The organism is Plantibacter sp. ME-Dv--P-122b, from assembly GCF_030209375.1.
In the GTDB taxonomy this organism is placed as follows: Bacteria; Actinomycetota; Actinomycetes; order Actinomycetales; family Microbacteriaceae; genus Plantibacter.
In genome coordinates, this window is sequence record NZ_JARVSC010000009.1 from 127,382 (window position 1) to 152,026 (window position 24,645).

At 69.4% G+C, this 24,645-nt stretch carries 25 protein-coding genes; 12 read left to right on the plus strand and 13 right to left on the minus strand.

The window, feature by feature from the left end:
• Positions 1-47: 47 nt before the first annotated feature.
• A complete protein-coding gene (locus tag QRN19_RS15560; protein ID WP_285028086.1) occupies positions 48-1,412 on the plus strand; it encodes an LssY C-terminal domain-containing protein in 1,365 nt (454 codons plus the stop codon).
• A complete protein-coding gene (locus QRN19_RS15565; RefSeq protein WP_285028088.1) occupies positions 1,409-1,906 on the plus strand; it encodes a ribosomal maturation YjgA family protein in 498 nt (165 codons plus the stop codon). The genes QRN19_RS15560 and QRN19_RS15565 overlap by 4 nt, the downstream gene beginning before the upstream one ends.
• An 8-nt stretch (positions 1,907-1,914) precedes the next feature.
• Here the strand turns inward: QRN19_RS15565 and QRN19_RS15570 are convergent, their stop codons facing one another.
• The 3 genes from QRN19_RS15570 to QRN19_RS15580 form a co-directional block, all read right to left on the minus strand.
• The gene (locus QRN19_RS15570) at positions 1,915-3,132 is read right to left on the minus strand and encodes a DUF429 domain-containing protein (RefSeq protein ID WP_285028089.1); all 1,218 of its coding nucleotides are present in this window, start codon (positions 3,130-3,132) and stop codon (positions 1,915-1,917) included.
• Positions 3,133-3,257: 125 nt separating this feature from the next.
• Positions 3,258-4,571 carry a S1C family serine protease gene (locus QRN19_RS15575; protein WP_285028090.1) on the minus strand — a complete coding sequence of 438 codons (1,314 nt, stop codon included), beginning with the start codon at positions 4,569-4,571 and terminating at the stop codon, positions 3,258-3,260.
• A gap of 371 nt (positions 4,572-4,942) precedes the next feature.
• On the minus strand, positions 4,943-5,524 hold the full coding sequence (locus QRN19_RS15580; RefSeq protein WP_285028092.1) for a TetR/AcrR family transcriptional regulator: 582 nt from the start codon (positions 5,522-5,524) through the stop codon (positions 4,943-4,945).
• 93 nt (positions 5,525-5,617) lie between these two features.
• Here QRN19_RS15580 and QRN19_RS15585 point away from each other — a divergent pair, with 93 nt between their 5' ends.
• Positions 5,618-6,241 carry an NAD(P)H-dependent oxidoreductase gene (locus tag QRN19_RS15585; protein ID WP_285028094.1) on the plus strand — a complete coding sequence of 208 codons (624 nt, stop codon included), beginning with the start codon at positions 5,618-5,620 and terminating at the stop codon, positions 6,239-6,241.
• On the opposite strand, the gene QRN19_RS15590 is transcribed toward QRN19_RS15585, so the two are convergent.
• Positions 6,216-9,749 (minus strand): TM0106 family RecB-like putative nuclease, encoded by a 3,534-nt coding sequence (locus QRN19_RS15590; RefSeq protein ID WP_285028096.1) that lies wholly within the window; start codon positions 9,747-9,749, stop codon positions 6,216-6,218. The genes QRN19_RS15585 and QRN19_RS15590 overlap by 26 nt on opposite strands.
• Positions 9,750-9,963: 214 nt before the next feature.
• Between QRN19_RS15590 and QRN19_RS15595 the strand changes: the two genes are divergently transcribed.
• Positions 9,964-10,356, plus strand: a complete 393-nt coding sequence (locus QRN19_RS15595; RefSeq protein WP_285028098.1) for a (deoxy)nucleoside triphosphate pyrophosphohydrolase — start codon at positions 9,964-9,966, stop codon at positions 10,354-10,356.
• A gap of 18 nt (positions 10,357-10,374) precedes the next feature.
• Here the strand turns inward: QRN19_RS15595 and QRN19_RS15600 are convergent, their stop codons facing one another.
• Positions 10,375-11,250 carry a hypothetical protein gene (locus QRN19_RS15600; protein ID WP_285028099.1) on the minus strand — a complete coding sequence of 292 codons (876 nt, stop codon included), beginning with the start codon at positions 11,248-11,250 and terminating at the stop codon, positions 10,375-10,377.
• A gap of 126 nt (positions 11,251-11,376) precedes the next feature.
• Positions 11,377-12,855, minus strand: a complete 1,479-nt coding sequence (locus tag QRN19_RS15605) for an MFS transporter (RefSeq protein WP_285028100.1) — start codon at positions 12,853-12,855, stop codon at positions 11,377-11,379.
• A gap of 136 nt (positions 12,856-12,991) precedes the next feature.
• On the opposite strand from QRN19_RS15605, the gene QRN19_RS15610 reads away from it, so the two are divergent.
• Positions 12,992-13,627 (plus strand): uracil-DNA glycosylase, encoded by a 636-nt coding sequence (locus tag QRN19_RS15610; protein WP_285028102.1) that lies wholly within the window; start codon positions 12,992-12,994, stop codon positions 13,625-13,627.
• A 99-nt stretch (positions 13,628-13,726) separates the two neighbouring features.
• Entirely contained in the window at positions 13,727-13,939 is a 213-nt protein-coding gene (locus QRN19_RS15615) for a hypothetical protein (RefSeq protein ID WP_285028104.1), read from the plus strand.
• Positions 13,940-14,011: 72 nt separating this feature from the next.
• On the opposite strand, the gene QRN19_RS15620 is transcribed toward QRN19_RS15615, so the two are convergent.
• From QRN19_RS15620 to QRN19_RS15630, 3 genes are all read right to left on the minus strand, one after another.
• A complete protein-coding gene (locus QRN19_RS15620) occupies positions 14,012-15,469 on the minus strand; it encodes a catalase (protein WP_285028105.1) in 1,458 nt (485 codons plus the stop codon).
• Between the two features lie 115 nt (positions 15,470-15,584).
• Positions 15,585-16,031, minus strand: a complete 447-nt coding sequence (locus QRN19_RS15625; protein ID WP_285028107.1) for a Fur family transcriptional regulator — start codon at positions 16,029-16,031, stop codon at positions 15,585-15,587.
• A 155-nt stretch (positions 16,032-16,186) separates the two neighbouring features.
• Positions 16,187-16,798: a TetR/AcrR family transcriptional regulator gene (locus tag QRN19_RS15630; RefSeq protein ID WP_285028108.1), complete on the minus strand. Its 612-nt coding sequence runs from the start codon at positions 16,796-16,798 to the stop codon at positions 16,187-16,189.
• Between the two features lie 119 nt (positions 16,799-16,917).
• Between QRN19_RS15630 and QRN19_RS15635 the strand changes: the two genes are divergently transcribed.
• Together QRN19_RS15635 and QRN19_RS15640 are read left to right on the plus strand one after the other, a co-directional pair.
• The gene (locus QRN19_RS15635; RefSeq protein WP_285028110.1) at positions 16,918-17,691 is read left to right on the plus strand and encodes a lysophospholipid acyltransferase family protein; all 774 of its coding nucleotides are present in this window, start codon (positions 16,918-16,920) and stop codon (positions 17,689-17,691) included.
• A gap of 111 nt (positions 17,692-17,802) precedes the next feature.
• Positions 17,803-18,681 carry a hypothetical protein gene (locus tag QRN19_RS15640; RefSeq protein ID WP_285028111.1) on the plus strand — a complete coding sequence of 293 codons (879 nt, stop codon included), beginning with the start codon at positions 17,803-17,805 and terminating at the stop codon, positions 18,679-18,681.
• Positions 18,682-18,691: 10 nt separating this feature from the next.
• On the opposite strand, the gene QRN19_RS15645 is transcribed toward QRN19_RS15640, so the two are convergent.
• Positions 18,692-19,774: an alpha/beta hydrolase gene (locus QRN19_RS15645; RefSeq protein WP_285028112.1), complete on the minus strand. Its 1,083-nt coding sequence runs from the start codon at positions 19,772-19,774 to the stop codon at positions 18,692-18,694.
• A 194-nt stretch (positions 19,775-19,968) separates the two neighbouring features.
• Here QRN19_RS15645 and QRN19_RS15650 point away from each other — a divergent pair, with 194 nt between their 5' ends.
• Positions 19,969-20,142, plus strand: a complete 174-nt coding sequence (locus tag QRN19_RS15650; RefSeq protein ID WP_064294062.1) for a CsbD family protein — start codon at positions 19,969-19,971, stop codon at positions 20,140-20,142.
• A 96-nt stretch (positions 20,143-20,238) separates the two neighbouring features.
• The gene (locus QRN19_RS15655; RefSeq protein ID WP_285028113.1) at positions 20,239-20,502 is read left to right on the plus strand and encodes a GlsB/YeaQ/YmgE family stress response membrane protein; all 264 of its coding nucleotides are present in this window, start codon (positions 20,239-20,241) and stop codon (positions 20,500-20,502) included.
• Between the two features lie 295 nt (positions 20,503-20,797).
• On the opposite strand, the gene QRN19_RS15660 is transcribed toward QRN19_RS15655, so the two are convergent.
• A complete protein-coding gene (locus QRN19_RS15660) occupies positions 20,798-21,349 on the minus strand; it encodes a type 1 glutamine amidotransferase domain-containing protein (protein WP_285028114.1) in 552 nt (183 codons plus the stop codon).
• Positions 21,350-21,470: 121 nt separating this feature from the next.
• The gene (locus QRN19_RS15665; protein WP_285028116.1) at positions 21,471-22,415 is read right to left on the minus strand and encodes a J domain-containing protein; all 945 of its coding nucleotides are present in this window, start codon (positions 22,413-22,415) and stop codon (positions 21,471-21,473) included.
• Positions 22,416-22,565: 150 nt separating this feature from the next.
• Here QRN19_RS15665 and QRN19_RS15670 point away from each other — a divergent pair, with 150 nt between their 5' ends.
• Complete coding sequence (locus tag QRN19_RS15670; RefSeq protein WP_285028117.1) at positions 22,566-22,817, plus strand: type II toxin-antitoxin system Phd/YefM family antitoxin; 252 nt, start codon at positions 22,566-22,568, stop codon at positions 22,815-22,817.
• A 5-nt stretch (positions 22,818-22,822) separates the two neighbouring features.
• On the plus strand, positions 22,823-23,080 hold the full coding sequence (locus QRN19_RS15675) for a Txe/YoeB family addiction module toxin (protein WP_285028119.1): 258 nt from the start codon (positions 22,823-22,825) through the stop codon (positions 23,078-23,080).
• Positions 23,081-23,100: 20 nt separating this feature from the next.
• Here the strand turns inward: QRN19_RS15675 and QRN19_RS15680 are convergent, their stop codons facing one another.
• Complete coding sequence (locus QRN19_RS15680) at positions 23,101-24,633, minus strand: DUF7059 domain-containing protein (protein ID WP_285028121.1); 1,533 nt, start codon at positions 24,631-24,633, stop codon at positions 23,101-23,103.
• Between the last annotated feature and the right edge of the window lie 12 nt (positions 24,634-24,645).

Here is a 24,645-nt window from a genome sequence, read left to right on the forward strand (position 1 = left end):
CACCCACGCACCCGGCACGTGGATGCACCAGGCCCTACCCTGGACGGGTGACGAAGACCCGCAGCGACCTCATCGGGCCGGCAAGCGGCCTGTCCGAAGATCGTCGCGGTCGAATCGCACGCATCGTCGACGGTTGGTTCTTCGCCTTCGGCACGGCTGCGGCCGTCTTCCTGGCGTACGTGTTGCTCACCGAGGCGTTCGCCCGCGGTTGGGCCCAGGCCTGGTTCATCCTCGTCATCTACCTCGTCATCGCCTACCTGATCCTCCCCCGCCTCCACACGGTGCTCTCCCGCGTCTATCTGCCCGACTACTTCATCGGGCGGACCCGCACGCGTGAAGGCATCCTCGGCGATCCCGTGAACCTCGGCCTCCGAGGTCGGGAGGAGCAGATCCACACGGCGATGCTCTCGGCGGGTTGGACGCTCGCCGACGACCTCGGCCTCCGTGCGAACCTCCGGATCGTGACGTCGACGCTGACCAGGCGCAGCTACTCCGAGGCGCCCGTCTCGTCGCTCTACCTGTTCGGTCGTCGCCAGGCGTTCTGCTACCAGCAGGAGGTCGACGGGAGCCCGGGCAAGCGGCACCACGTCCGGTTCTGGCCGACCCCGGCGGGCTGGTTGCTCCCGGGCGGGTACCAGGCGGATTGGCTGGCCGCCGGGACGTACGACCGATCGGTCGGCATCAGCATCTTCACACTGCAGGTGACCCACCGGATCGCCGATGACGTCGACGACGAACGTGATCACATCGTCGCGTCCATCGAGGCTGCGGACCTCGGGGCGTCGAGGTCCGTGATCGACAACTTCTCCACTGGGTACCACTCGCGGAACGGCGGAGGCGACGCGATCGTCACCGACGGCGACCTGCCGATCATCGATCTCAGCGCCGTGGTCGTGCCGCCCGCGGCGACCCTGCCGGCCGCCGACGCTCCCCCGACGCGCTCCCTCATCCGTGCCGGCGAGCCGCGACCCCTGGACACCACCGTCGGTGTGGTCCTCATGGTCGTCGCGGCACTGTCCACCGTGCTCTCCGGCGTCCTCCTGGTCTCCGATTGGAAGCAGGTCATCGCGGAGGCCCGCGCGACGGCTGCGACGGCTGACGACGTCGTCCTCATCCCGTGGGTCGTCGGGGCCATACTGGCCCTGTCGGCCGTGGTGACGCTCTGTTACCTCGTCCTCGCCTGGCGGGTCCATCGTGGAGGCAACCTCGCGCGCCTGCTCGCCATGGCGTTCAGCTCGACGTCCATCGCCACGCTCGCTACGACCTACCTGGCGGGCGCCGGCGGATTGACGCTGCAGACCAACCTGATCGGCTTCGCGGTCGACTGTTCCATCATCCTCGCCCTCTCCGGAACCGAGGCCCGCGACTGGGCTCGTGGGCGACAACGACGCACCCGGAGGACGAAGGCATGACCGACGCACCCGACCAGACGGACGAGGGGCCACGCCCCGCCACCTCGCTCAAGCGCGCGCTGCTCCTCGGCGCAGCCATCATCACGATCGTCGCCGGCCTGACGGTGCACTGGTCGGTGGCGGCAGCCTGGGCGAACCCCGTGACCAACGCGCTGTACACCGTGCTCGTCGCGCTCCTCCTGGCTTTCGCCGCCCCACGGCGTCCGCTGTGGCAGATCGCCCTCGGCGCCTTCGGCTTCTCGGCGGCGATCGAGTGCTTCCAGGCCACAGGGGTTCCCGCCGCACTCGCGGACCAGTGGCCGCCCTCGGCGCTCGTGCTCGGCACGACGTTCATCCCGACGGACTTCATCTCCTACGCCCTGGGCGCGGCGGCGTTCCTGTTCCTGTCCCTCGCCATGTCGCTGGTGATCCGCTGGGTTCGCAACGACCTCCTCGAGCGACGCGCGCGCGCGGACCGCGAGACACGGCGCCGATCGGACTCAGGACCCGCCTGACGGGTGCCCTAGCCCCGAGTCGTCTCGCCGTACTGGACGTGTTCGAGGTCGAAGACCGCTTCCGCAAGCGCGGACCTCGCAGCTTCGAACTCGACGTCGTCGGGGTGGCCCACCACCCGGGCGTGTTCGAGGTGCCAGGTGGCACTGCGCAGGAGTTCGACGGTCGTCGGAGCGGGGGAGGGCGCTCGCGTCGAGGCCGCGGGTGACGCGTCGGCGTTCGCCGCTCCACCGGGGACGAACTCGATCGTGTTCGATTCCGCCGGAGCGTCGTTCTGGGCGTATTCCTTCTTCTTCATATGTCCTTCATCGAGATCGTGAACTGTTGTGGCTTGCCGTGCGACCGGCTCCACTGGCTGCAAGGATGCCGGTTGTGGAGCCGAAGTGATATATGCCGATATGGGAATGTTCGGTTTCGAGCGCTGTTCGGCTCGCGCCATGGCGAGGAGCGACGGGACACGCCCACGGTCGTCCGGAGCATCCGAGGCGCCGAGGATCTGGAACCGTTCGAGCCCCCAGCAGAACCAGGCGGATGCCGTCCACGCGCAGATGGCAGCGTCGATGAGGTCCTCACGGTGCTTGTGCGCCGATTCCTTCAGCGGCGAGGGTTCCGCGATGAGGTGCGCCGTCACCGGGTGGGTGTCGAGGTCGAGTGGTGGTGTGGCCGAAGTCAGCGCCTGCAGGCGCGAGACGAGGTCGTCGCAGACCTCCGCGCGGCGTCGCCGTCGCTCGGCGACAGGGAGACCGGGGTCGAGGCGTTTGTAGCGGGGCCGCGCATCCGGGTACCCGAACTCCTCGGCACCCACCAGCGTGGTGTGGGGATAGGCCTCGAAGAACACGACGGCGTCCGCCTCGGGCGTACTCAGGCCGTCGAAGTACTGGAACCCCGCCGCCTCCAGCGCCGTGAAGAGCGCGACACCGCCGAGCGCGGGCAAGCGGAGGTTCGACGGGTAGGCCGAGACCTGCCAGCGCCCGTACCGCTGCCCGACCTCACGTTCACAGAGACGCATGCCGGTCTCGTTCCGAACGAGCAGCGGGGCATCGACCGCGATCACGGAGCCCGGTGAGGCGGTGGCGACGATCCAGGCGACGACGGCGTCGATCCCCACGGCCCAGCCCGCATCGATGACGGTGCCGGTCTCGTCGATGCAGACCAGTCCCGATTCGTTCGCCGCGCGGGAGTCGGTCCCCTCGCCCCAGGCGAGGTCGACTCCGAGGAAGCGGGTCACGAGCGGTTCCTTCCGGTGGACGCGGCGAGGCGCCGCCTCCCGAGCCTACTGGGCAGATGTCGGCGACTCCTCGGATCCGACGGCGGGCCGGATCCGAGGAGCCGCCGAGTGTCCCGAACGCCCGATCAGGCGACCGGGCCCTCGATCAGCGTCACATCCGCGGTCTGGGAGGCACCCGTCGCCGTGGTCCAGGTGACGGACACCGTCTGGCCGGGCTGGAGCGTCGCCATGGTCGCGGTCAGGGTCTCGGCGGAGTCGATGGCGGCTCCGTTGAGGCCGGTGATGACATCGCCGACTGCGAGGCCGATCGACGCCGCCGGCGTGTTCTCGATCACCGAACCGACCACGGCGCCCGGCACGGTCTGGGCTGCGCCGGACGCGGCCAGACCGATCCCGATGAAGGCCGGGTAGCCGATCGAGACCGTGTCGGTCTCGACGCCGGTGCGGATCTGATCGACGATGGACAACGCGTCGTCGATCGGGATGGCGAAGCCGTCGATGTCGGTCCCACCGGAGGAGGCAGCGGTGTCGACGCCGACGACCTCGCCCTCCGAGTCGTAGAGCGGCCCGCCGGAGTCGCCCGACTGGATGTCCGCGTCCGTCTGGATCAATCCGGTCAGCTGCTTGCCCGCCCCGGTCGTCTCATCCTGGACCGTGATGTCCTGGTCGAGGGCGGTGACGGACCCGTCCGCCGCGCTGGGCGTCCCACCCGTGCCGCCCGCGTTCCCGACCCCGGTGACGGCGTCACCGACGCCTGCGCCGCCGTCGTCGTCGATCGTGACGGTGTCCAGCCCTGAGGCGCCATCGAGCTGCAGGAGCGCGACGTCGTTCGTGGCATCCGTCCCGACGACGCGTGCGTCGTACTTCTCACCGGTCGCCACGACGGTCACGACGATGCTCGTCGCTCCCGCGACGACGTGGTTGTTGGTCAGGATCTGGCCGCCTGCGGTGAGGATCATCCCGGTTCCCGCGGCGGCGGCCCCCTGGTAGGCCAGCTCGGTGTCGATGTCGACGACGCCCACGGACTCCGCGGCGGTGGCACTCCGGGTGTTCGCCGTCGCGGCATCCGGCGTCGCCTGCTGCGGGCCAGGCTGACCGCCGGGCGCGCGGAAGCTCTGACCGCCCTCGTCCGGCACCGTCTCCGTCACCTGCGAGGAGGCGGCGACGCTCTGGAACGCGCCGGCCGCGAGCGAGGCGAGGCCGAGGCCACCGGTCACGAGGGACACGACCGTGGCGGCCGTCGCGGCGGCGATGATCCAGCCGATGGGCTGCCTCCTCGCCGGGGTGCCCGTGGTCGACGGCGGCTGGGGGATCGTCTGCTGTCCGTACGGTTGGGGCTGCCACGCGCCGGGCTGCGTGGAGGGGTGTCGGCCGTCGCCGAAGCGACCGTACGGGCCGTGAGGTTCCTGGGGGTGACCGGACGGCTGCTGGCCGTGCATCGCGTGGGGAGCCGTTGCGTATCCGAAGGGAGTGGTGGGGTCGGGTCTCTGACCGCCGCCGGTCGTGTTGCCGGGGTAGCCGGGCGGGGGAGTGACATCCACCCCGGGCTGGGGCTGATACGAGCCGGTGGGCGGCTGGTACGGGTCGGGTGCGGGCGACGGCTGCGGTGCTTGCGTGCCGGCCGCGGGACGTGGCTCAGAGCGTTCTGGGTCTGGGGTGGTGTTCACGGGGATTCCTCTCGGCGGGGGTGCTGAGATCATCTGACTCCCGCAATCCGAGTGAATCGTCTGGTTCGGCCATGAACGACCTTTGAGCTTCCCGACCGTTTCCCGGATGAAGATCGTGTACAGGCTCCATGCGAGACGCCACCTCAGGGTCGCGTGAGCAACGCCTCGAGCGCGGGGCGGGCCTCCACCTCGGAGATGTGTCCGGCGACGACGAGTTCCGCGAGCCCGTGGACCGCGGCCCATACCGCCGTGGTCAAGGCGGCGATGACCTGCGGATCGGCGCCGGGGGCCAGCGACGCCGTCGTCTCGGCGAGCAGCGCTTCGACGCCACCGATGAGTGGCGCCATAGCCTCGCTCGGTGAGCCGGGGACACAGACCTCGGGGTCGTAGATCAGGCGGAACCGCTCCGGATGCTGCGCCGCGTAGTGCACATACGTCGAACCGATCCGGACGGCCGCCTCCCGTGGGTCTCGACCCGCCGTCGCCTCCCGCTCCTCGCGCATGGCGTCCAAGAGCTCGGCCATGCCGCGTTCACTCAGCCGCTTCAGGAGCGCGGTCCGGTCGCCGAAGTGGTGGTACGGCGCGTTGTGACTGACCCCGGCACGGCGGGCGACCTCTCGCAGGCTCAGCGTGGCATGGCCCTGCGTCCGCATGAGTTCGAGCGCAGCGTCCTCGAGCGCCGGCCCGAGGTTGCCGTGGTGGTAAGCCGTCGTCGATCTTGACACAAGCAACATCGTACCCGTACAGTCGGTTTCGGCCAGAAGTGGACAGTGTCCAGATTCTTGGCACTGTCCAGACCTACAACTGTTGGAGACCTCATGCCCGCCCTCGTCATCGACGGCCATCCGAACCCCGGATCGCTGTGCGCCGCCCTCGCCACGAGCTATGCCGAGGCGCACGGCGACGCGACCGTCCTCGCGGTCCGCGACCTCGCGTTCGACACGAACCTCCGCCTCGGGTACACCCACCGACAGGACCTTGAACCCGACCTCGAACGCGCGTGGGAGCAGATCCTCGCCGCGGACCACATCGTGATCGTCGCTCCGGTCTGGTGGGGATCGGTACCGGCGCTGCTCAAGGGCTTCTTCGACCGACTGCTGCTGCCCCGCCGCGCCTATCAGACGAAGGCCAACGGTCTCCCCGAGGGTCTCCTCGCCGGCCGTTCGGGGCGGGTGATCGTCACGACCGACTCGCCGTGGTGGTACCTCCCGCTCGTCGGCGACACGACGGTGAAGCAACTCCGCACCACCACCCTCCGGTTCTGCGCGATCAAGCCGGTCGCAGCGAGCCGATTCGGTCCGGTGAAAGGCTCGACGGACGAGCAGCGGCGGCGATGGCTCGCGAAGGCGGCGCAGCACGGGCGCGCGGATGCGGCCCGCCGGAACCGCCGCCCCGCTGCCGCCTCGACCGAGCTCGTCAGAAGCCGTCGACCAACCGGATGAAGGCGCTGAGCTCGGCGACACCCTCCGGCGTGACCGGCAGGTACTCGGTGAGTGCAGGGGAGTGCACGAGGTAGGCCGCCCACTGGGCACGGGAGATGCCGACGTTCAGCCGGTTCTTCATCAACAGGAAGGACATGCCCCGCGGGACGTCGGCGGGAGAGGACGCGGCCAGGGACACGATCGCGATGACGGCCTCCTGTCCCTGGAACTTGTCGACGGTCCCGACGCGCACCGCGTCGAACCCCGCCGCGTCGAGCGTCGCTCGCACCGCGGCGACGTGGGCGTTGTAGGGACAGACGACGATGATGTCCTCCTGGCCCAGCGAATCGTCGACGCGTCCGCCGTCGGGGTCGGTCCAGCGGAGCCCGAGGCTCGCCCGGACGATGTCGGCGACGCGGTCGGCCTCCTCCTGCGAACTCGTGGCGTTTCCGACGTGATGGACCTCGACGACGTGTAGCCCCGGGGTGAGCCCGTCCAGACGCCGCTTCGTCGTCGCTGCGGCGGACCGCAGCTCGCCACCGTACGACAATCGCGAGACCGGCTCGGTGACCGCGGCATCCATCCGCCAGGTCTCGTGGAGGAAGTAACCGAGTTCCGGAGGGAGGACGTCGCGACCGTCGGCCACGAATCCGAGGGCAGAGGTGTCGATCGGTTCGGGATGCGTCCCCTGGCTCACCTGCGGCAGCTGCTGCGGGTCGCCCAGGAGCAGGAGGTTCCGCGCGGCGACGCTCGCCGCGATCGTGTACGCGAGCGAGAACTGACCGGCTTCGTCGACGACGAGCAGGTCGAGCGACCTCCGGTCGAACCGGTTGGGGTTGCTGAAGTCCCAGGCCGTCCCGCCGATGACGAAGCCGCTGGTCTGCTCGGCCATGAACGCGCCATGACCATTGGCCGGAAGGACCGTGTAGCCGCGCTCCGCATCCGGATCGGCACCGGATCGCAGGGTCTTCGCCACGAGCGCGGGGGAGAGCCCCGCCTTCACCACACGCTCGAGGAGGTTCTCGACGACGTCGTGCGACTGCGCCACGACCCCGATCCGCCAGCCGTGTTGCTGCACGAGGGCCGTGATGACGTGCGAGGCGACGTAGGTCTTGCCGGTTCCGGGCGGTCCCTGGACGGCGAGCGCCGAGTCGTCGAGGTCGAGCAACGCGGCGGTCACGTCCTCGATCGTCCGCCCGTCTCCGCGGTGGGGGAGCGGCTCACCCGAGCTGGTGCGGGGCGGCCGTCGCCGCAGGATGTCGACGACGCCGTCGTCCGGCCACCCTGGAGAGGCGTCGAGGACCGCTTGCCCCCACTCGGCGATCGCGTCGACCTGTGTTCCGGGTCGCGGGGGAGGAGACGGCGTGAGCGCGACCGGCAGCTCCGTGTAGGGCTCACGATCCGTCTTGAGCGTCTCCTGGATGAGCAGGGAGTCGTCGTCGACCTCGAGGACCGTGATCTGCCCGGCCGGTCGTGAGCCGGGCTCGGCGCGGGGGAGCGTGTACGGTCCCGGGTGGTCGTAGACCGCGAACGGGTCGGCGCCGACCTTCACGCTGCTGCCGGGAGCCCATCGGCCGCGGAGTCGGACGTGACGGCGGTCGCTGCGCTGCCGTCCCTCGCGGAACCAGTCGCGCTCGACGACTCCCGAGGTGACGGTGAAGACGTTCCGGGTGTCCTCCCACTCGTCGCGCGCGGCGATGAGTCGGGAGAAGTGCTCCTGCCAGAACGACTTGTGCTCGCGCCGGTGGTAGTCGATGGCGGCCGCCGCGAGCGCATACGCGGTGGCGTCGTCGGAGCGTTCGGGGTCGAGGGGGTCTCCGGCCAACGCCGTCAGCGCGTCGTGGAGCGGCGTCGGTTCGTCCACGAGGGGCTCGGGTGCGTCGGTGACGAAGGTGCCCGGCAGCACTCCCCGTTCCGCACCGAGGTCGAGCAACCAGTTCCGCAGCCGACGGGTCGACTCGCAGTCGTACGCGTTGTACTCGGCGATCTCGGCGAGCTTCCGTTCGCCTTCGGCGACGAGCTCCGGGTCGTCGCTCCGACTCAGCTCGCGCGCCTCCGCGTAGGCCGTGATGGATGCCGCGGCGTCGGTGACGTCGCTGTCGCGGTGCTCCTCACCCATGTAGAGCGGCTCGAGCTTCTTGATCGAGTAGGACCGCGATCCGACACGCACCGTCTTGCGGACGAACGGGTAGAGGTCGAACAGCACGGCCTCGCGGAGGAGGTCGTCGATCGTGTCCTCCCCGACCCCGTGCCGGGCGGCCAGCGAGAGCAGGTGCGTCCGCTCATAGGCGGCGTAGTGGTACACGTGCATGCCCGGGAACTCGGCACGGCGGGCGGTGAGGTAGGCGAGGAAGTCGATGAGGGCCGTGCGCTCCTCATGGAAGTCGTGCGCCCACCAGGATCGGAACCGGCCGTCGGTGTCGACGAGACCGAACAGGTAGTCGATGCCCCATCTCGTGCGGTCGCCCCGGCGGGCGTCTCCCGGCTCGCCCTCGGTGTACAGCGGGTCGCCCTCGAAGTCGAAGAAGACGTCGCCCGGATCGGGTTGCGGCAGGAGCCCGAGCGCCGTGGCGTCGTGCACGCGGAACGCCGGCACGCCGGCGGCGGGTGACGGCTCGAGCTGCAGGTGCGCCTGCTCGCGCAGCGCAGCGAGCGTGCTCTCGGCGATGCCGTCGACCGTCCCGCCGGCGCCACCCGACGGCTCGTGCGGCCCTGGTCGCTCGGTCGATCCGGTGAGCGTGAGCGATGCCAGATCGTCGATCGTGGCGATGCCGGCCGCCAGCAGGCGGTCGCGCTGCGTCAACCGGAGCCCGGCCACCAGCAGGACGTCGCGTGAGGCCGTGATCTCGGCGTCGCACCACGCGCATCGTCCGCAGACGCTGTAGCGCTGAGCCCCCCAGGCCACCGGAGCGTCGGCTTCGAGCCGTTCGGCGACGATCCGCAGCAGGCGCGCACGACGGCGACGGTACACCGGCAGGATGTCGGCCACCGCGTGGGTGCTGACGGTGCCGTCTCCCAGGATGAGGTCGACGTCGTCGTCGACCGGGATCCCGGCCGTCTCCAGCTGCTCCACGTAGGCGGCGAGCTGGAGGAGGGCGGTGACCTTCGGTGAGCGCGCGAGTTTGGTGTCCTGCACGCGATACCGGCCGTCGGGCCGGCGAACGATGAAGTCGGCGAAGCCGATGAACGACCCGTCGAAGAACGCGGCCTGGAAGACGACCGGGGCTCCGTCGCGGAACGCCGTGATCGTCGACTCGACGGCTGCGGCGAGCGCCACCGCGTCTCGGACGTCGGGGCGGTCGAGCTCGACGACACCGGTGCCGAACTCGGCGCGGTACGACTCAAGGACGCGCAGCTCGTGCTGGTCGCCGAGCTTGGAGGTCCGCATGAGCATCTCGTCCTCGGGCTCGACGATCGGTTCGATCCGACCGAGCTTCGCGTCGACCGTGCGCAGGAAGGCGAACTCGCAGGAGGAGGCGTTGGAGAGGTCGCTGGCGCTCGTGATGGCGGAACCGTCGAGGAGGAACATCGGTGCGGTGGGTGCCTTTCGAGACGACTGCTGCGGGGGCTGGTCCGCCTCCGATCGCTGTCAGTCTGGCACGCACCACCGACCACAGCGCCGCCGCGGGACGCAGGCTGTCGTCAGCCGAGGGGGAGCCGCCTGTGGAGCGGCGCCGGGCGTCCTCGATCCCACGTCCCCTAGCCTGGACACCGACCACGACGCCATGGGACGGGAGCGCATCATGACCACCACGATCCAGGTCGTCGCGGGTGTTGCCTCACGAGGCGACACCGTACTCGCGTGTCGACGGTCACCCGGGCGGGCGTCCGGTGGACTATGGGAGTTCCCCGGCGGCAAGGTCGAGCCCGGCGAGCAACCGCAGGACGCACTGACCCGCGAGCTGCGCGAGGAGCTCCACGCCGACGTCGCTGTGGGGGCGCTGCTGGACCGCTCCGCCGTCACCGTGGGCGAGCTCGTCATCGACCTCGCCTGCTATGAGGTCACCTTCCGCGGGGCGCCCCCGGTCCACAGCACGGACCACGACGAACTGCGCTGGGTCACGCGCGAGCAGCTCGGCGAACTCGACTGGGCGACCCCCGACCTCCCGATGGTCAGGCGACTCACCGCGAGCTGACCCCGGAGACGCGGCGTGTCAATCGGCCGCGTGGAGCGGGATGCGCGCGAGCGTGCGTCCACTGAGCACGAGATCGTCGTTGGTCGAGGTGATCGCCAGCTCGGTGACCGTCCACTCGAACAGGGTGACGTCGCGCCAACGCTCGAGGAATGCGGCGAGCGCCGCGGTCTCGGCAGCGTCGAGCTCATCGCGGAAGTGGTGCAGGCCCACCCCGACGAGCGGTGCTGGACGGCCGCCGACGGCCCGCTGGATGGGGGCGAAGGCGTCCGCGATGGCGGGGAGGTAACAGCGTCCCCGGTTGAAGCCGCCGATGACGGGGCCCGCCAGCCTGACCCGGAAGGGCGTGAACGCGCCGACGCTCGTCCGCAGCCCGTCGAGGAACCCGGAGTCCGCGTCGATGGACGAGAGCGTCGCGTGCAAGCGGTGGGCGCGTCGGAGCTCGATGCCTCGGGCGAGTTTGGGGGCGAAGGGTGCCGAGGCGAGATCGGCCTCGTAGCTCAGGAAGATCGGATCGACGAACAGTCGTTCGATCGGGACGGGGACGACGACCGCCAGGCGCGCCTCGGCGTACCGCCCGCCACGGTAGACGCCGTCAGGACTTGCGGCGAGCGCGAGCGGGTGGTCGGCGTCGATCAGGGGGAGCTGGGCATACCGGTAGCGCTCGTCGAAAGTGAGTGCCTCACCTGGGCGGAAGGTGGAGCGGACGACGTCCCAGCTGCGGAGGGCGTCGTGCGAGTGCGCCGACGTGTCCGCAACGCTCGTGGCCGTTTCGGGGACATCGACCTCGAACGCCCGGTCGCCGGATCCCCCGGTCACCGTCCGGATCAGACCCGTCGCGACGCCGGTCGGCAGCGCACCGATCGTGTTTCCGGACGCACCGGCGGGAGAGGGCATGTCGTGAGGTTAGTGGAGTGCTCGACGCAGCGCGTCGGGGACACCCCGAATTCGGGTGATCGACCCAATTCTCGGCGCGGTCGATCAGAACGCCGACACCGAGGCTACCCCTGACTCAGGTCACTCCTACTTGGAGGAATCGGGTGAGGCGGCGGCGACCTTCCGCGAACGGGCGTCGAGCAGCGCGAAGACGAGCGCCACGACCACGAAGCCGATCGTGACGAGGGTGCTGTTGCGATACGCGTCGTGATAGACGTCGAGCGACGCACCCGAGGCACCGCCGTCGTTCTCGGAGTACACCGTCGCGTAGAACGTCGCCGTCGCGGCGGCGAGCCCCACCGCGGTGCCGATGCGCTGGCCGAGCTGACCGATCGATCCGGCGACACCACCGGAGGCCACGGGGATGTCCGCGAGCATCAGCGTCTGGTTGGGAGAGATCACCGCGCCGCCGCCGATGCCGGCGAGCAGCATCGCGGCACCCATCGCGTACGGCGTGATCTCCGGGGGTGTGATGAACGCGAGGAGCGAGTTGAGACTGAACCCCACCACGACCAGCACGAGCCCGCCGACGACCAGGGGGCGTCCGAGGCGGTCGACGACCCGCCCGCTCAACCACGAGCTGACGGCGGAGGCGAGAGCGAAGGGGATCGTGATCATGCCTGCGAAGACCGGCTCGAGCCCCAGCCCCTGCTGCACGAACAGCGTGAGCGTGAGGAAGGTGGCCGGCATCGCCGCGAAGTACGTCGTGGAGATCAGCACACCGTTGCGATAGCTGCCGAGCTTGAACAACGAGAAGTCGACGACGGGTGTCTTCCCGGCGCGTTGGTAGCGACCCTCCCACCAGGCGAAGAGACCGGCGAAGACGGCGAACGCGACCAGGAGCCACCAGCGCGACGGGTCGTCGTCCGGGGAACCGGTCGTCAGGACGAACGGCAGCATGAGCGACAGCACGGCGAGACCGAGGAACACGATGCCCACCGGGTCGAGCGACCCGGCACCCGCCTCGTGCGGCTGCTGCTTGGGCAGCAGTCGGGCGGCGATCGGCAACAGGATGATCGCGAGCGGGACGTTCATCCAGAACAGGAGTCGCCAGCCGTCCTCCGGGCCGCCGATGGCGATGAGCAGACCGCCGAGCGTCGGTCCGAACGCCGTCGAGAGGCCGATGATGGCTCCGAACAGACCGAAGGCGCGGCCACGCTCCTTGCCCACGAACAACTGCTGGATGAGCCCGATGACCTGCGGCATCAGCAGGCCGGCGGCGATGCCCTGGAGGATCCGACCGCCGATGAGGATCCCGACGCTCGGTGCGACGGCGCAGGCGAGACTGGCCGCGCCGAACACGCTGAGGCCGATCATGAACATGCGACGCCGCGAGTGCAGGTCGCCGTAGCGCCCGGCGGGCACGAGGATGAGACCGAAGGCCAGGGCGTACCCGGCGACGATCAGCTGCAGGGCGGTCGGGCCGGCGTCGAGCGCCTGCTCGATCGACGGCAGTCCGACGTTGACCTTCGAGAGGTCGAGGATCGTGAGGGCGGCGACCGACACGCAGATGGCGAACGCGCGCCACTTCGTCCGGTCGTCGGGGGCGGTTCGCTCGTCAGTCATCCTGGCCAGCCTAGGCCTGCGTCAACCCGGTCCGCCCCGGCTTGACGTGCACGAATCCACCGTCCTGTGCAGCACCTTCAGCCTCGGAACCGGCTCAGACGATGACGGAGCACCCGTCACGGGCTACGCTCGGAAGATGCATATGGATGCCCCTCGCGGGCTGCAGGACCCCGACGAACTGGCCGAACGACACCGCATGCTGGCCGAGTCGCCGGCACTCGCGCCGCTGCGCGACTGGTCTGACGCGATGATGACCCGGCGAGGACGGCGGCAGGCGGACCTCGTCCTCCCGCTCGTCGACCCGGCGGACGCGGCCGTCAACGCGAAGACGCTGATCCTCCTCGACGCTCCGGGAACGCTCGCTCCCGACAGCCTCGAGGCTCCAGGATCCGGCTTCGCCTCGGTCGACAACGACGACCCGATCGCCGAGAGCCTCTGGAATCTGCGGAACGACATCGGCTTCGACGACGTCATGGTCTGGAACATCGTGCCGTGGTACCTGAGCGCCGGCCGGAAGAAGCCGAACGCACCCGAGGTCGCCCAAGGCGCGATGGAACTGCGTGCCCTCCTGCCCCTCCTCAAGAACCTGCGCGTCGTCGTCCTGTGCGGACCGCATGCGCAGGACGGCTGGTGGAAGCACGTCGAGCCACTGCTCGGCAACACCTACAGCGCCTTCAACGCTCCGCACCCCTCGCCGTTGTCGCTGAAGCAGCCGGGGCGACGCGAGGAGATCGAGAAGGTCTTCGCCCGCGCCAAACAGGTCGCCGGCTGATCGCACACCCTCGTTCCGCAACCCCCTCGCCCGTCGGGCGAGGGGGTTGCGTGCATCCGAGGCCTCGTTAGGGTCGATGGACGAGGAGAGGAGCATCACATGGACATCGGCACCATCGTCATCCTCGCCGCGCTCGTCCTCCTGGCGATCGCGGCCGTCTGGTACGTGTCACGGCGCGACCGCGCCGCCCGCTCGGCCGACGAACACCACTCGCACGACAACGACGCGGAGGTCGAGCGCGAACGCGCCAGGGGCCTCGCGGAGGGCACCGGCGGCGTTCCGCGCCGTGGCGGCGGCCCGATGGGCATCTGAGCCCGCGAGAGCGCAGAAACGGTCGCCATCCATGAGGAATGGCGACCGTTTCTGCGCTCTCGGCGGCGGGCTCTAGACGAGCGGCGGGAGGCCCGCTGCGACGCGTGCGCCCAGCGTGCCGTCCACGGCGGTCCAGTAGGCGATGACCCGCGCACGGAGCTCGGGGCGCGTCACCTTCGAGACGTGACCGATGATGTTGCCGACGAGACGGTCGCGGGCGGCGTCGTCGAGCACCTCGCGCACGAGGGTCCCGGCCTGGCCGAAGTCGTCGTCCTCGGCGTGCAGCGTCGCGGCTGCCCGCACGAGCTCGCCGTCGGACTGCCAGCCGTTGGACTCAGCGGCACGCGCAGGGTCGGCGTGGGCGCCACCGACCGAGTTGGGTGCGTAGACCGGCGCGTTCGCATCGTTGAAGGTGTAGCGCATGGCGCCCTCCTTCGAGTACGTGTGCACCGGCGCGTGCGGCGCGTTGACCGGCAGCTGCGCGTGGTTGGTGCCCACGCGGTAGCGGTGTGCGTCCGCGTAGCTGAAGATGCGGGCGAGGAGCATCTTGTCGGGGCTCGCAGCGATTCCGGGGACGAAGTTCGAGGGCGCGAAGGTCGCCTGCTCGATCTGCGCGAAGTAGTTCTCCGGGTTGCGGTCGAGGGTCATCTTGCCGACCTCGATGAGCGGGTAGTCGCTGTGCGGCCAGACCTTGGTGAGGTCGAACGGGTTGAAGCGGTAGCCCGCGGCGTCGGCGTAGGGCATGACCTGCACGGACAGCGTCCAGCTCGGGTGCTCACCGCGGGTGATCGCCTCGGAGAGGTCGCGGATGTGGAAGTCGGCGTCCTCGCCGGCGATCTGGTCGGCCTGGTCCTGCGTGAGGATCTCGATGCCCTGGTCGGTCTTGAAGTGGTACTTCACCCAGAAGCGCTCGCCGGCGGCGTTGACCCACTGGTAGGTGTGCGACCCGAACCCGTCCATGTGCCGCCAGGAGCCCGGCAGGCCGCGGTCGCCCATGAGCCAGGTGACCTGGTGCGCGCTCTCGGGGGAGAGCGTCCAGAAGTCCCACTGCATGTCGTGGTCGCGCAGGTGCGAGCCCGGCAGACGCTTCTGCGAGCGGATGAAGTCGGGGAACTTGATGCCGTCGCGGATGAAGAACACCGGCGTGTTGTTGCCGACGAGGTCGTAGTTGCCCTCGCTCGTGTAGAACTTCAACGCGAAGCCGCGGGGGTCGCGCCAGGTGTCGGGGCTGCCCTGCTCACCGGCGACCGTCGAGAACCGTGCGAGCATCTCGGTCTCGACGCCCGGCTGGAACAGCGCGGCGCGCGTGAACTGCGAGACGTCGCCGGTCGTGACGAAGCGTCCGAACGCGCCGCCGCCCTTGGCGTGGACGACGCGCTCCGGGACCCGTTCGCGGTTGAACTGCGCGAGCTTCTCGACCAGGTAGTGGTCGTGGAGCGCGATCGCTCCGTCTGCGCCGACGCTCTGGGAGTGCTCGTCGCTCGCGACGGGTGCTCCGCTGTTGGTGGTGGTGTAGCTGGTCTCGGACATGTCTCTCCTCGAGGGTGGGGCTGGTCGGACGGTCGGATGGATTCAGCACTGCCACCTTGGCGGTGACAGCTGACGATCGGCATGGAGGTGCCGTCGAGTGGTCTGTGGAACGGCGTCAGGCGGCATCCGCCTGGCACGCGGGGCACACTCCCCAGAACGTGATCTCGGCCGTGTCGATGACGTACCCCGCCGCGTCGTCGGGGTGCATGCACGGCGCCGCACCCTGTGTGCAGTCGACGTCGACGACGGCGCCGCATGAGCTGCAGACCAGGTGATGGTGGTTGTCGTCGACACGCAGCTCGTACCGGCCGGGATGGCCGTCCGGTTCGATCCTGCGCACGAGACCGGCTGCGACGAAGGCGTTGAGCACGCTGTACACGGCCTGTGGCGAGGTCTGCGGGGCGCGCGGTTTCAAGGACGCGACCACCTGCTCCACATCGGCATGCGGTGTCCGGGCGAGGATCTCGAGGACGGCGAGGCGTCCCGTGGTCACCCGGAGCCCGGCTGCCCGGATCTTCGTGTTGAAGTCGTTCGTCGCCGACTCCACCTCCGATCCGTTCATGCAGCCACCGTATCGAGTTGTTTTGAATTAGTCAAAATAAGGACTTCCCCTCCGCGTTGTCCCGCAGCCACCCCAACTCTAATATCAGATATGAGTCGTGGACCGACGGGCGACGCGGATGTGGAGAACTCCCGGTCACGGCGGGGGAGTGCGGGCTACAGCTCGACGGTCAGCAGCGGCCGCAGCGAACGGCGGGTCTCTTCGGCCATGTCCACCGAGTCGCGATCGAGCAGCCATTGCAACTGGAGGCCGTCCATCATCGCGATGAGCATACGCGCCGCACTCGCGGGCTCGACGCCGGCCACCAGCTGGCCCTCGCGCGCCATCACCTCGAAGGAGAGGGTCATCCCGTCGATCAACCAGCTGTACCGCCGGACGAAGTGCTCGTGCGCCGGGTGGTCCGGTGAGGTCGCCTCGGCGGACAGGACGCAGTGGAGCTCGACGAGACCGGGGACGCGCATGTTGTGCTCGACGAGGCGGAGGAGCCCGCGGATGCCTTCGATGCCGCTCCCGATCTCGATGCCGGACTCCTCGCGGTCCCGGTCGTCGCGGAAGTCGAGGATCGCAGCGAGCAGGTCGTTCTTGGTAGAGAAGTGGTGCAGGAGGCCGGCCTGGCTCATGCCCACGCGCTCCGCGACCTCACGGAGGGATCCACTGCGGAACCCCTGCTCGGCGAAGACGTCCATCCCCGCCTCGAGGATCTCCCGGCGTCTTGCCGCCGTCTTGGCGTAGCTGCCGCGCGAGCGGCCCGTCTGCGTCACCGTCATCCTGCGATCGTATCGGGCGTGTGGTCGGACGACGAAGGGGTTCCCGAAGCGCCCTAGCCCGGTGCTTCCCCGGGTGTCCACCCCGGTACTTCCCCAGGTCACTGTCGTACGGTGTCGCCATGAGACGCCCCATCGAGCCCGTGTACGACACCGCTGTCGGTGTCGGTCGCTCCCTCTTCGGCTTCTGGCGCCTGCGCCGTCACACCACCGGCATCGAGCACCTGCCCGACGAGGGAGGCGCGGTGATCGCGATGACCCACTTCGGCTACCTCGAGTTCGCACTCGTCGAGTGGGCGACCGTCCTCCACAACCGCCGCCGCATCCGATTCATGGCCAAGCAGGGTGCCTTCGACCAGCCCATCGTGGGCCGCCTCCTCCGGAGTATGCGGCACATCGCGGTCGACATGCGTGCCGGTGCGGCCGCCTACGCCGACGCCGTCGCCGCATTGCGCAGCGGCGAGCTGGTCGGGGTCTTCCCCGAGGCCGGTGTCAGCGCCTCGTTCACCGTCCGCGACCTCAAGTCGGGCGCCGTCCGCCTCGCGCAGGAGGCCGGCGTGCCGATCATCCCCGTCGCGGTCTGGGGCGGTCATCGCCTCCTGACGAAGAACCACCGGGTCGGCTTCCGCGAGCGGTTCGGGGTCCCCGTGCACTTCTCGTTCGGCGAGCCGATCATCGTCGCGCCCGGTGATGACGTCGGCACGAGCACCGAGCAGCTCCGCGACCGCCTGCAGGGCATGGTCGACGAACTGCAACGCGACTATCCCGTCGACGGCACCGGGGCGTGGTGGCAACCTCGCACCCTGGGCGGAACGGCACCGACACCTGCCGAGGCTGCAACCGCGGACCTCGAACGCGAGCGCCGACGCGAGGCGCGTCGGCAGACGGCGAGCTGAGCGTACGTCCGCCGCGGTCTATCCTGTGGAGGTGCCACCTCTGACCTCGTCGACCCACCCCGCAGGGCATCGTCGCTCTGCCAGCCCGCGCTCCGATCGGAGCGTGGCGCAGTGAGTCGCGGGTGGAACGGCTTCGTCGCGAAGTCGACCTGGCTCCCGAAGGCCTGGCGCGAACGCGCTGAACGTGCGCTCTCGGAGGACTCCGCGACGCCGGCCACACCGAATACGAACGACGCCGATCCCTCCGCGGACCACTCGCCGCGGCGCACGCCCGATCCGGCACCGCGGACGACGCCGACACCTCCTGCTCAGCAACCGACCGACTCGGAGTCACCGGACCCCGTCGACGAGGCATCGTCAACCGGCGAGCGCTCCGCGACCCGCCTGGTGGACCCGGTCGCACTCCCCGTCACCGCGTCGGCCCCGGTCGTCCCGCTGAGCGTCGCCATCACCGATTTCGAGCTCGCCGACGATTCCGTCATCGGCCCGGCATCGGTCCTCGACAACCTCGAGCTCACGAAGGCGGCCGTGACCCGCGTCGCGTCGACGATCCTCACGACCGAGGGCCCGATCGCCGTCCCGCGACTCGTGACCATCGTCGCCCGGCGCTTCGGCGTCGACCGACCGACCGAGGAGTCGCGCACCGAGCTGTCAGCGCTGGTGACCGAGGCGTTCGTCGTCCAGAACGGCTTCGCCTGGCCCACCGGGCTCGACGTCGTCACCTGGCGAGGTGTCCGCCGGGTCGTGCACCGCGACCACCGCGCGGTCACCGACATCAGTCCCGCGGAGATCTGCAACGCCATGGAGCTCGTGATCACCGCGAGCCCCGAGCACGAGGTCGACCGCGAGCAACTGCCGATGCAGGCGGCGTCGGTGCTCGGCTACGGTCGCCTCGGTGAGACTGCTCGGCGTTGGCTCGACCTGACGCTCGCCCAGGCGGTGCTCCACGGTCGTCTCGTCGAGGACGGCGACCGCATCCGCCTTCCCTGACACAGGGCATTCAGCGGACGGGCGGACCCTGCTGCCCGAACGGCAGACTCGTATCGGTGACGCCGTCGATGAAGGCGTCCATGCGCTGGAGGTTGAACCGGCCCTGGTCGTTGAGCAGGAACTGGTACTCGTGCTCGAGCCCTGGACGGAAGTCCGGGTTGAAGATCATCGATTGCACGTCCACACCGAGACCCTGGAGCTTCGCCTTGAACTCGACCGACTGCGGGTAGAGCGGATCCCAGTTGCCGACCGTGATGTACGTGGGCGGGTACTTCGCCGTCAGGTAGTCGACGACGGACGCGGACGCCACCTCCGGTCGGGTCTTGTAGTCGCGCGCTCCGAAGTACGACCAGAGCACCGTGTCGAGGAACCACCCGAAGCTGCCCTCGGCGTTGACCAGGCTGAGGTCGTAGGCCCCGCACGCGAGGACCACCCCGGCGAGCTGCTCCGGTTCGATCGGCGATTCGACCTTGATGGAGCTCGCGTACTCGGAACTCGTGACCACGTTCGCGACCTGGGCGGCGATCTGCGCACCGGCGGAGTCGCCGGCGAGGATGAGCTTGGACGAATCCACGTTGAACGCGCGTGCGTTGGCGTCGAGATAGCCGAGCGAATCGGCGACCTGCTCGATGGGCAACGGGTATTGCCCCTCCGGCGCGATCGTGTACTCGACCGCGACCGCCGTGTACCCCTCGCCCGCCAGCACACGCATGTAGTTGGAGATGAGTTCCTTGCTCCCGGAGATCCAAGCTCCGCCGTGCACCCACACGATCGTCGGGAGGGCGGCGCCACTGCCGCGGACGCCGTCGGGCGTGTAGACGTCGAGCAATGCGTCGGCGTCGCCGGAGCGGTACGGGATGTCCTGTCGGACGTCGACTCCGTCGGGTACGTACTTCACGAGATCGGACTGCACGACCTTCGCACGCTCGTCGAACGCCATGCGGATGACCATCGAGCCCGGCCACGGGGTCAACTGCAACCAGACGAAGATCACCAGCGCGATGGCGAGGATCACGCCGATGATCCAGAACATCGTGTTGCGGACGACACGCAGGAAGCGCGCGAAGCCCGAGCGAGGGGATGCTGTCCTCAAGCGATTCACCTCCTGGCGGGTCTGGACGGCGGCGCTGCCTGGCTGAACACGAACCTCCAGTCTCGCATTCGATCGGTCACCGCCGACGCCCCGGAAGTTTTTCAACGGATTCCGTGACGAATGGTCGCGGAGCTGCGTCTTACCCGTTGACCGGACATCATCACCGGTTTCCAACGCAGACGAAGGAGAACGCCATGAGTGCATCGGACAAGATCCAGAACGCCGCTGAGGACCTCGCGGGCAAGGCGAAGGAAGCCCTGGGCAAGGTCACCGGCGACGACAGCAAGGTCGCAGAGGGCAAGGCCGACCAGACGAAGGCTGACGCCAAGAAGGCCGGCGAGAATGTCAAGGACGCGTTCAAGCACTAGTCCTCGCGATACAGTGGCTGCCCCCGCCCACCGGCGGGGGCAGTAACACGGTCGACCGGCACCCCGTTCGATCCAGCAATCACATTTGGAGACATCATGAGTTTTCTCGGCTTCCTGTTGCTCGGCCTCATCGCCGGCGCCATCGCCAAGGCCATCCTTCCGGGCCGCCAGGGCGGCGGCTGGTTGATCACGCTGCTGCTCGGCGTCGTCGGCGCACTGCTCGGCGGCTGGCTCGGCGGCATCCTCTTCGGCGTGAACCTGCAGGAGTTCTTCTCGCTGCAGACGTGGCTCCTCGCCATCGGCGGATCCATCGTCGTGCTGCTCATCTACGGCGCACTGACCCGCAACAAGAAGGCGTAAGCGCCTCCACACAGCACTCGAACGCCCGGTCCCTCCGAGGGGCCGGGCGTTCGTGCGCGTCGGACGGGCGAACGCCGACGGCATGTCCGCCGTTTCGGGGACTGTGTGACGACCTGCCTTCTGACAAGATTTCTCATGTTTCATTTCAGTGTTCAACATGAGAGGAGGGGGTCTCTTGGACTTCTACCGAAAGCTGCTCGAGCTGCTTCGCGCGATCTGCGGCTGGGTCTGACCCGCACGGACGAACGCCCGGTCCACCAGGACCGGGCGTTCGCGTGTCTCAGTGCAAGCGACGTCAGGCGTGCTGGCCGTCGTGCTCGCCCTCACCGATCTCCTCAACGAGCTTCGCGTTGAAGGCCGGGAGGTCGTCGGGCGTCCGGCTCGACACGAGTCCCTGGTCGACGACGACCTCCTCGTCCACCCAGGATGCACCCGCGTTCCGCAGATCCGTCTTGAGGCTCGGGTAGCTCGTCAGCTCACGCCCGCGGACGACATCCGCCTCGATGAGGATCCACGCGCCGTGGCAGATCACCCCGACCGGCTTGCCCTGCTCGAAGAACGCCTTCGCGAAGGCGACCGAGTTCTCGTCCACGCGGAGGTCGTCCGCATTGACGACGCCGCCCGGCAGCACGAGTGCGTGGAAGTCGTCGGAGGACGCCTCGGCGACCGCGACGTCGACGGGCTGGACGTGTCCGTTCTTCCCGGTCACGTCCTGGGTGGCGGGCGACACCAGTCGAGCGGTCGCTCCGGCTCCGGTGACCGCTTCCCAGGGGCTCGTCAGTTCACTGTCCTCGTAGCCGTCCGTGAGCAGGAAGGCCACCTGCTTGCCGTTGAGTTCTGCGCTCATCGTCGCTCCAATCCGTCAGCGTCGAGGCACCGTCCGGCGCCTCGCCAGCGACGATACGCTCGGCCCCACCCTGTCGACCCGGCCTTCAGCCGAGGGCGAACGGGGTTGCTCGAGGGTCATGTCAGACTCCGACGAAGCGGATGGTCTGCTGCAGGCGCGTGCGGATGTCGAACAGTTGGTTGCCACCCATGCGGTCGACGCCCGGGAGACCGGTGCGGACGAGGTCGGCCAGCCGGGAGCGCTCGACGAGGACCGTGACCGGATGCTTGCGACCGATGAACTCCACCGACTCCGGGGTGGCGCCGTCCGGCACGACGATGACGGAAGCCGTGAACTTCACCCGGGCCGCCTTCGCGACGGTCCGCGCCGAGCGCACGATCGACCGGACGGGCTCCTCGCGAGGATCGAGCGTCTCACCGACGACCTCTCCGCGGTGCACCCGGACCGGGCCACCCCAGTCCTCCGATTTGACCGCGAAGAGGCCGGTCGGGCCGAGGACGACGTGGTCGAGCTTCGCCTCGCCCGGCGCCAGGACGTCGTGCCAGACCGTGTATCCGATGCCGAGCGTCGCCACGGTGCGCGCCGTCTGCTCCTCGGCGAGCGCGTTGGCCAGCTGGTGCCGGATCTCGCGCGGAGCCGAGCGGACGAGCTTCGGGTCGTAGGGGTCGTCGAGCGGGACACCGCGGCCGACCCACTCGCGGATGAGCCCGAGGTAGGCCTCCCGCGAGTCTCCGCCGGGGTGCCCGTAGGCACGAGCGCGAGGTCGCGAGTCGGCGCGCTGCGTACCCGAACGACCGGTGGTCGACGCCGACCAGGTCGGAGCATCGTCGTCGCCTGCGTCGGAGGACGGCACGTTGCGCCCGCGGTCGTAGGCGGCCCGGTCCTGCTCGGTTCCGACGCGCTCCCAGGCGAGCTGGACGGCGTTGAACTGCCGCGCGCTTCCGCCGAGGTCGGGGTGGGTCTCGCGCATGAGCCGTCGGTAGGCCCTCCGGAGCTCGTCCTGCGTCGCCGTCGTGCTCACGCCGAGCACCTCGTACGGGCTGGCTGAGAGTGGGCTCTCCGGCATGGAGGGTGGTCGCTTTCGTCGGCGGCGTCGGTCGGTCCGACACGGCAGACTATCGCCATCACCTGGAAGACCGCCCGAACCGGCACCCTGTCGGGGCTGTGGACAACTCCAGCGAGCAGACGTACAGTTTGTTGTACTTGGAGGATGTTGATGCGTACCCTCAGTTATTCGGAATCCCGCGCGAACTACGCGGCCACCCTCGATTCGGTCCTCGACGACCGCGAGGAGGTGATCATCACCAGAGCGGGGCGCGACCCGGTCGTGATCGTCGCGCTCGACGACTACGAGTCCTTGAAGGAATCGGCGTATCTGCTCCGGACGCCGTCGAACGCGCGTCGGCTCATCCAGGCCATCGACGACCTCGAGGCCGGCGAGGGCTCCGAGCACGACCTGGTCGAGTAGTCGGCGTGCGGCTCATCTGGTCCGACGCCGCCAGGGAGGACTACTGCCACTGGCAGCAACAGGATCGGCGCATCGTCAAACGGATCAATCTCCTCCTGAAGGACATCATCCGGAACGGCAACGAGGGCATCGGCAAACCTGAGGCGCTCAAGCACGGCTTCCAGGGATTCTGGTCGCGGCGGATCACCGACGAGCATCGACTGGTCTACCGCCTCACGGACGACGGCGTCCTCATCGCCCAGGCACGCTTTCACTACGAGTAGGGCCAGCGTGCCGGAACGCCTCAGGAGCTCGGCAGGAGGATGCCGTCGTCCAGCAGTGCGCGGACGCGGGGGAGGAGTTCGGCGCGGAGTTCCGACGCGTCGACCTCGACGAGCTGGGCGATCGCATCGATGATCGCCCCGAGGGTCAGCTCGCCGTCACAGGCGCCGACGAGCCCCGCCAGGCCGGTGTCGATCCCCACGGAGCGCGCCAAGCCGCCGCCCTGCCGCAGGGTCATCGCCGTCGGATCCTCGTCCCCGGGCCAGTAGTGGCGCTCCTCGGTGACGTCGCCCGCGAGGACGACGCGTTCGCCGAGCAGCTGTCCGTCGTCGAGCGCGGTCTGCCAGTCGTGAGCGAGGAGACACACGGCGAGGTGCGCACCCAGCCCGGCGGAGTTCGAGCCCGCCTGCCCGTGCAGCCGCTCGAATCGGCGTAGTGCAGTGGACGGGTCCGATCGACGGAGCAGCACGTACCCGAACCCGACGCCGGTCACCGCCCGGGCCGCGAAGTCGTCGAGCCAGGCTCCCGCCAAGCGCTCGAACTCCGGCGTCCCGAGCCGTGTGCCACCGTCCCGGATCCAGGTCTCCGCGTATTCGGCGGGATCCTGCACCTCGCGCTCGATGACCCAGGCGTCGACCGGTTCCGGACTGCGCTCCACCCACCCGGCGACGCGCTCCAGCCCGTCGGCGCCGTCGCGGTACTCCCAGTTCCCGAGGAACTGCGCGACGCCGCCGGGCGTCAGATGCCGGGCGACCTCGAGGAACACGGACTCGACGAGCGCGTCACCGACGAGACCGCCGTCGCGGTACTCGTAGCTCGGCACGCCCTCGGCACGCGGGGTGATGACGAACGGCGGGTTGGAGACGATGCGGTCGAACCGTTCGCCGGCGACGGGTTCGAACATGCTGCCGTGGCGGAACTCGATCGAGTCGATGCCGTTGAGGCGCGCGTTGAGTGCCGCGAGCTCGAGGGCTCGCTCGGAGATGTCCGTCGCGACCACGTGATCCGCGATCCGCGACAGGTGGAGCGCCTGGATGCCGCACCCGGTCCCGAGGTCGAGTGCCGTTCCGATCCGCTCAGGGAGGATGATGCCGCTCAAGGTCATCGACGCGCCGCCGACCCCGAGGACGTGCTCCTCGCCGAGCTCGTGACCCAGCGCGAGCTCGCCGAGGTCGGAGGCGATCCACCAGGCACCGCTCCCGTTGGCGTCGACCCAGGCGTAGGGGCGCAGGTCGATGGCCGGGACGACCGATCCGTCGTCGCCCAGGCCGAGAAGGCCGAGCGCCACCGCGCCGTCGAGACCGAGCGACGGCAGTGCACGCGTCGCATCGTCGGCCCCGACGGCGACCCCGAGCACGAACAGCGTCGCCAGTGTCGCGAGCGGTTCCGCTCCCGCCGTCCGGCGGCGTTCGTCGAGCGAGCGGATCGCCACGACCCGGTTGGAGCGGTGGAGCGCGGCCTCCGCCGTCTCACCCCAGAGGCCGCGCACCCGTTCGACCGTGTACCCGGCCGCGTCGAGGTCGGAACGGAGGAGGTCGATCAGTCGCTGGTCCACGCCCACCAGTGT

Coding starts and splice junctions, on each gene's coding strand:
- QRN19_RS15565 (WP_285028088.1), top strand. CDS start 1,409: ATGACCGACGCACCCGACCAGACGGACGAGGGGCCACGCCCCGCCACC.
- QRN19_RS15575 (WP_285028090.1), bottom strand. CDS start 4,571: ATGCACGGCCAGCAGCCGTCCGGTCACCCCCAGGAACCTCACGGCCCG.
- QRN19_RS15585 (WP_285028094.1), top strand. CDS start 5,618: ATGCCCGCCCTCGTCATCGACGGCCATCCGAACCCCGGATCGCTGTGC.
- QRN19_RS15590 (WP_285028096.1), bottom strand. CDS start 9,749: ATGTTCCTCCTCGACGGTTCCGCCATCACGAGCGCCAGCGACCTCTCC.
- QRN19_RS15595 (WP_285028098.1), top strand. CDS start 9,964: ATGACCACCACGATCCAGGTCGTCGCGGGTGTTGCCTCACGAGGCGAC.
- QRN19_RS15600 (WP_285028099.1), bottom strand. CDS start 11,250: ATGCCCTCTCCCGCCGGTGCGTCCGGAAACACGATCGGTGCGCTGCCG.
- QRN19_RS15605 (WP_285028100.1), bottom strand. CDS start 12,855: ATGACTGACGAGCGAACCGCCCCCGACGACCGGACGAAGTGGCGCGCG.
- QRN19_RS15610 (WP_285028102.1), top strand. CDS start 12,992: ATGCATATGGATGCCCCTCGCGGGCTGCAGGACCCCGACGAACTGGCC.
- QRN19_RS15615 (WP_285028104.1), top strand. CDS start 13,727: ATGGACATCGGCACCATCGTCATCCTCGCCGCGCTCGTCCTCCTGGCG.
- QRN19_RS15620 (WP_285028105.1), bottom strand. CDS start 15,469: ATGTCCGAGACCAGCTACACCACCACCAACAGCGGAGCACCCGTCGCG.
- QRN19_RS15625 (WP_285028107.1), bottom strand. CDS start 16,031: ATGAACGGATCGGAGGTGGAGTCGGCGACGAACGACTTCAACACGAAG.
- QRN19_RS15630 (WP_285028108.1), bottom strand. CDS start 16,798: ATGACGGTGACGCAGACGGGCCGCTCGCGCGGCAGCTACGCCAAGACG.
- QRN19_RS15635 (WP_285028110.1), top strand. CDS start 16,918: ATGAGACGCCCCATCGAGCCCGTGTACGACACCGCTGTCGGTGTCGGT.
- QRN19_RS15650 (WP_064294062.1), top strand. CDS start 19,969: ATGAGTGCATCGGACAAGATCCAGAACGCCGCTGAGGACCTCGCGGGC.
- QRN19_RS15655 (WP_285028113.1), top strand. CDS start 20,239: ATGAGTTTTCTCGGCTTCCTGTTGCTCGGCCTCATCGCCGGCGCCATC.
- QRN19_RS15660 (WP_285028114.1), bottom strand. CDS start 21,349: ATGAGCGCAGAACTCAACGGCAAGCAGGTGGCCTTCCTGCTCACGGAC.
- QRN19_RS15665 (WP_285028116.1), bottom strand. CDS start 22,415: ATGCCGGAGAGCCCACTCTCAGCCAGCCCGTACGAGGTGCTCGGCGTG.
- QRN19_RS15670 (WP_285028117.1), top strand. CDS start 22,566: ATGCGTACCCTCAGTTATTCGGAATCCCGCGCGAACTACGCGGCCACC.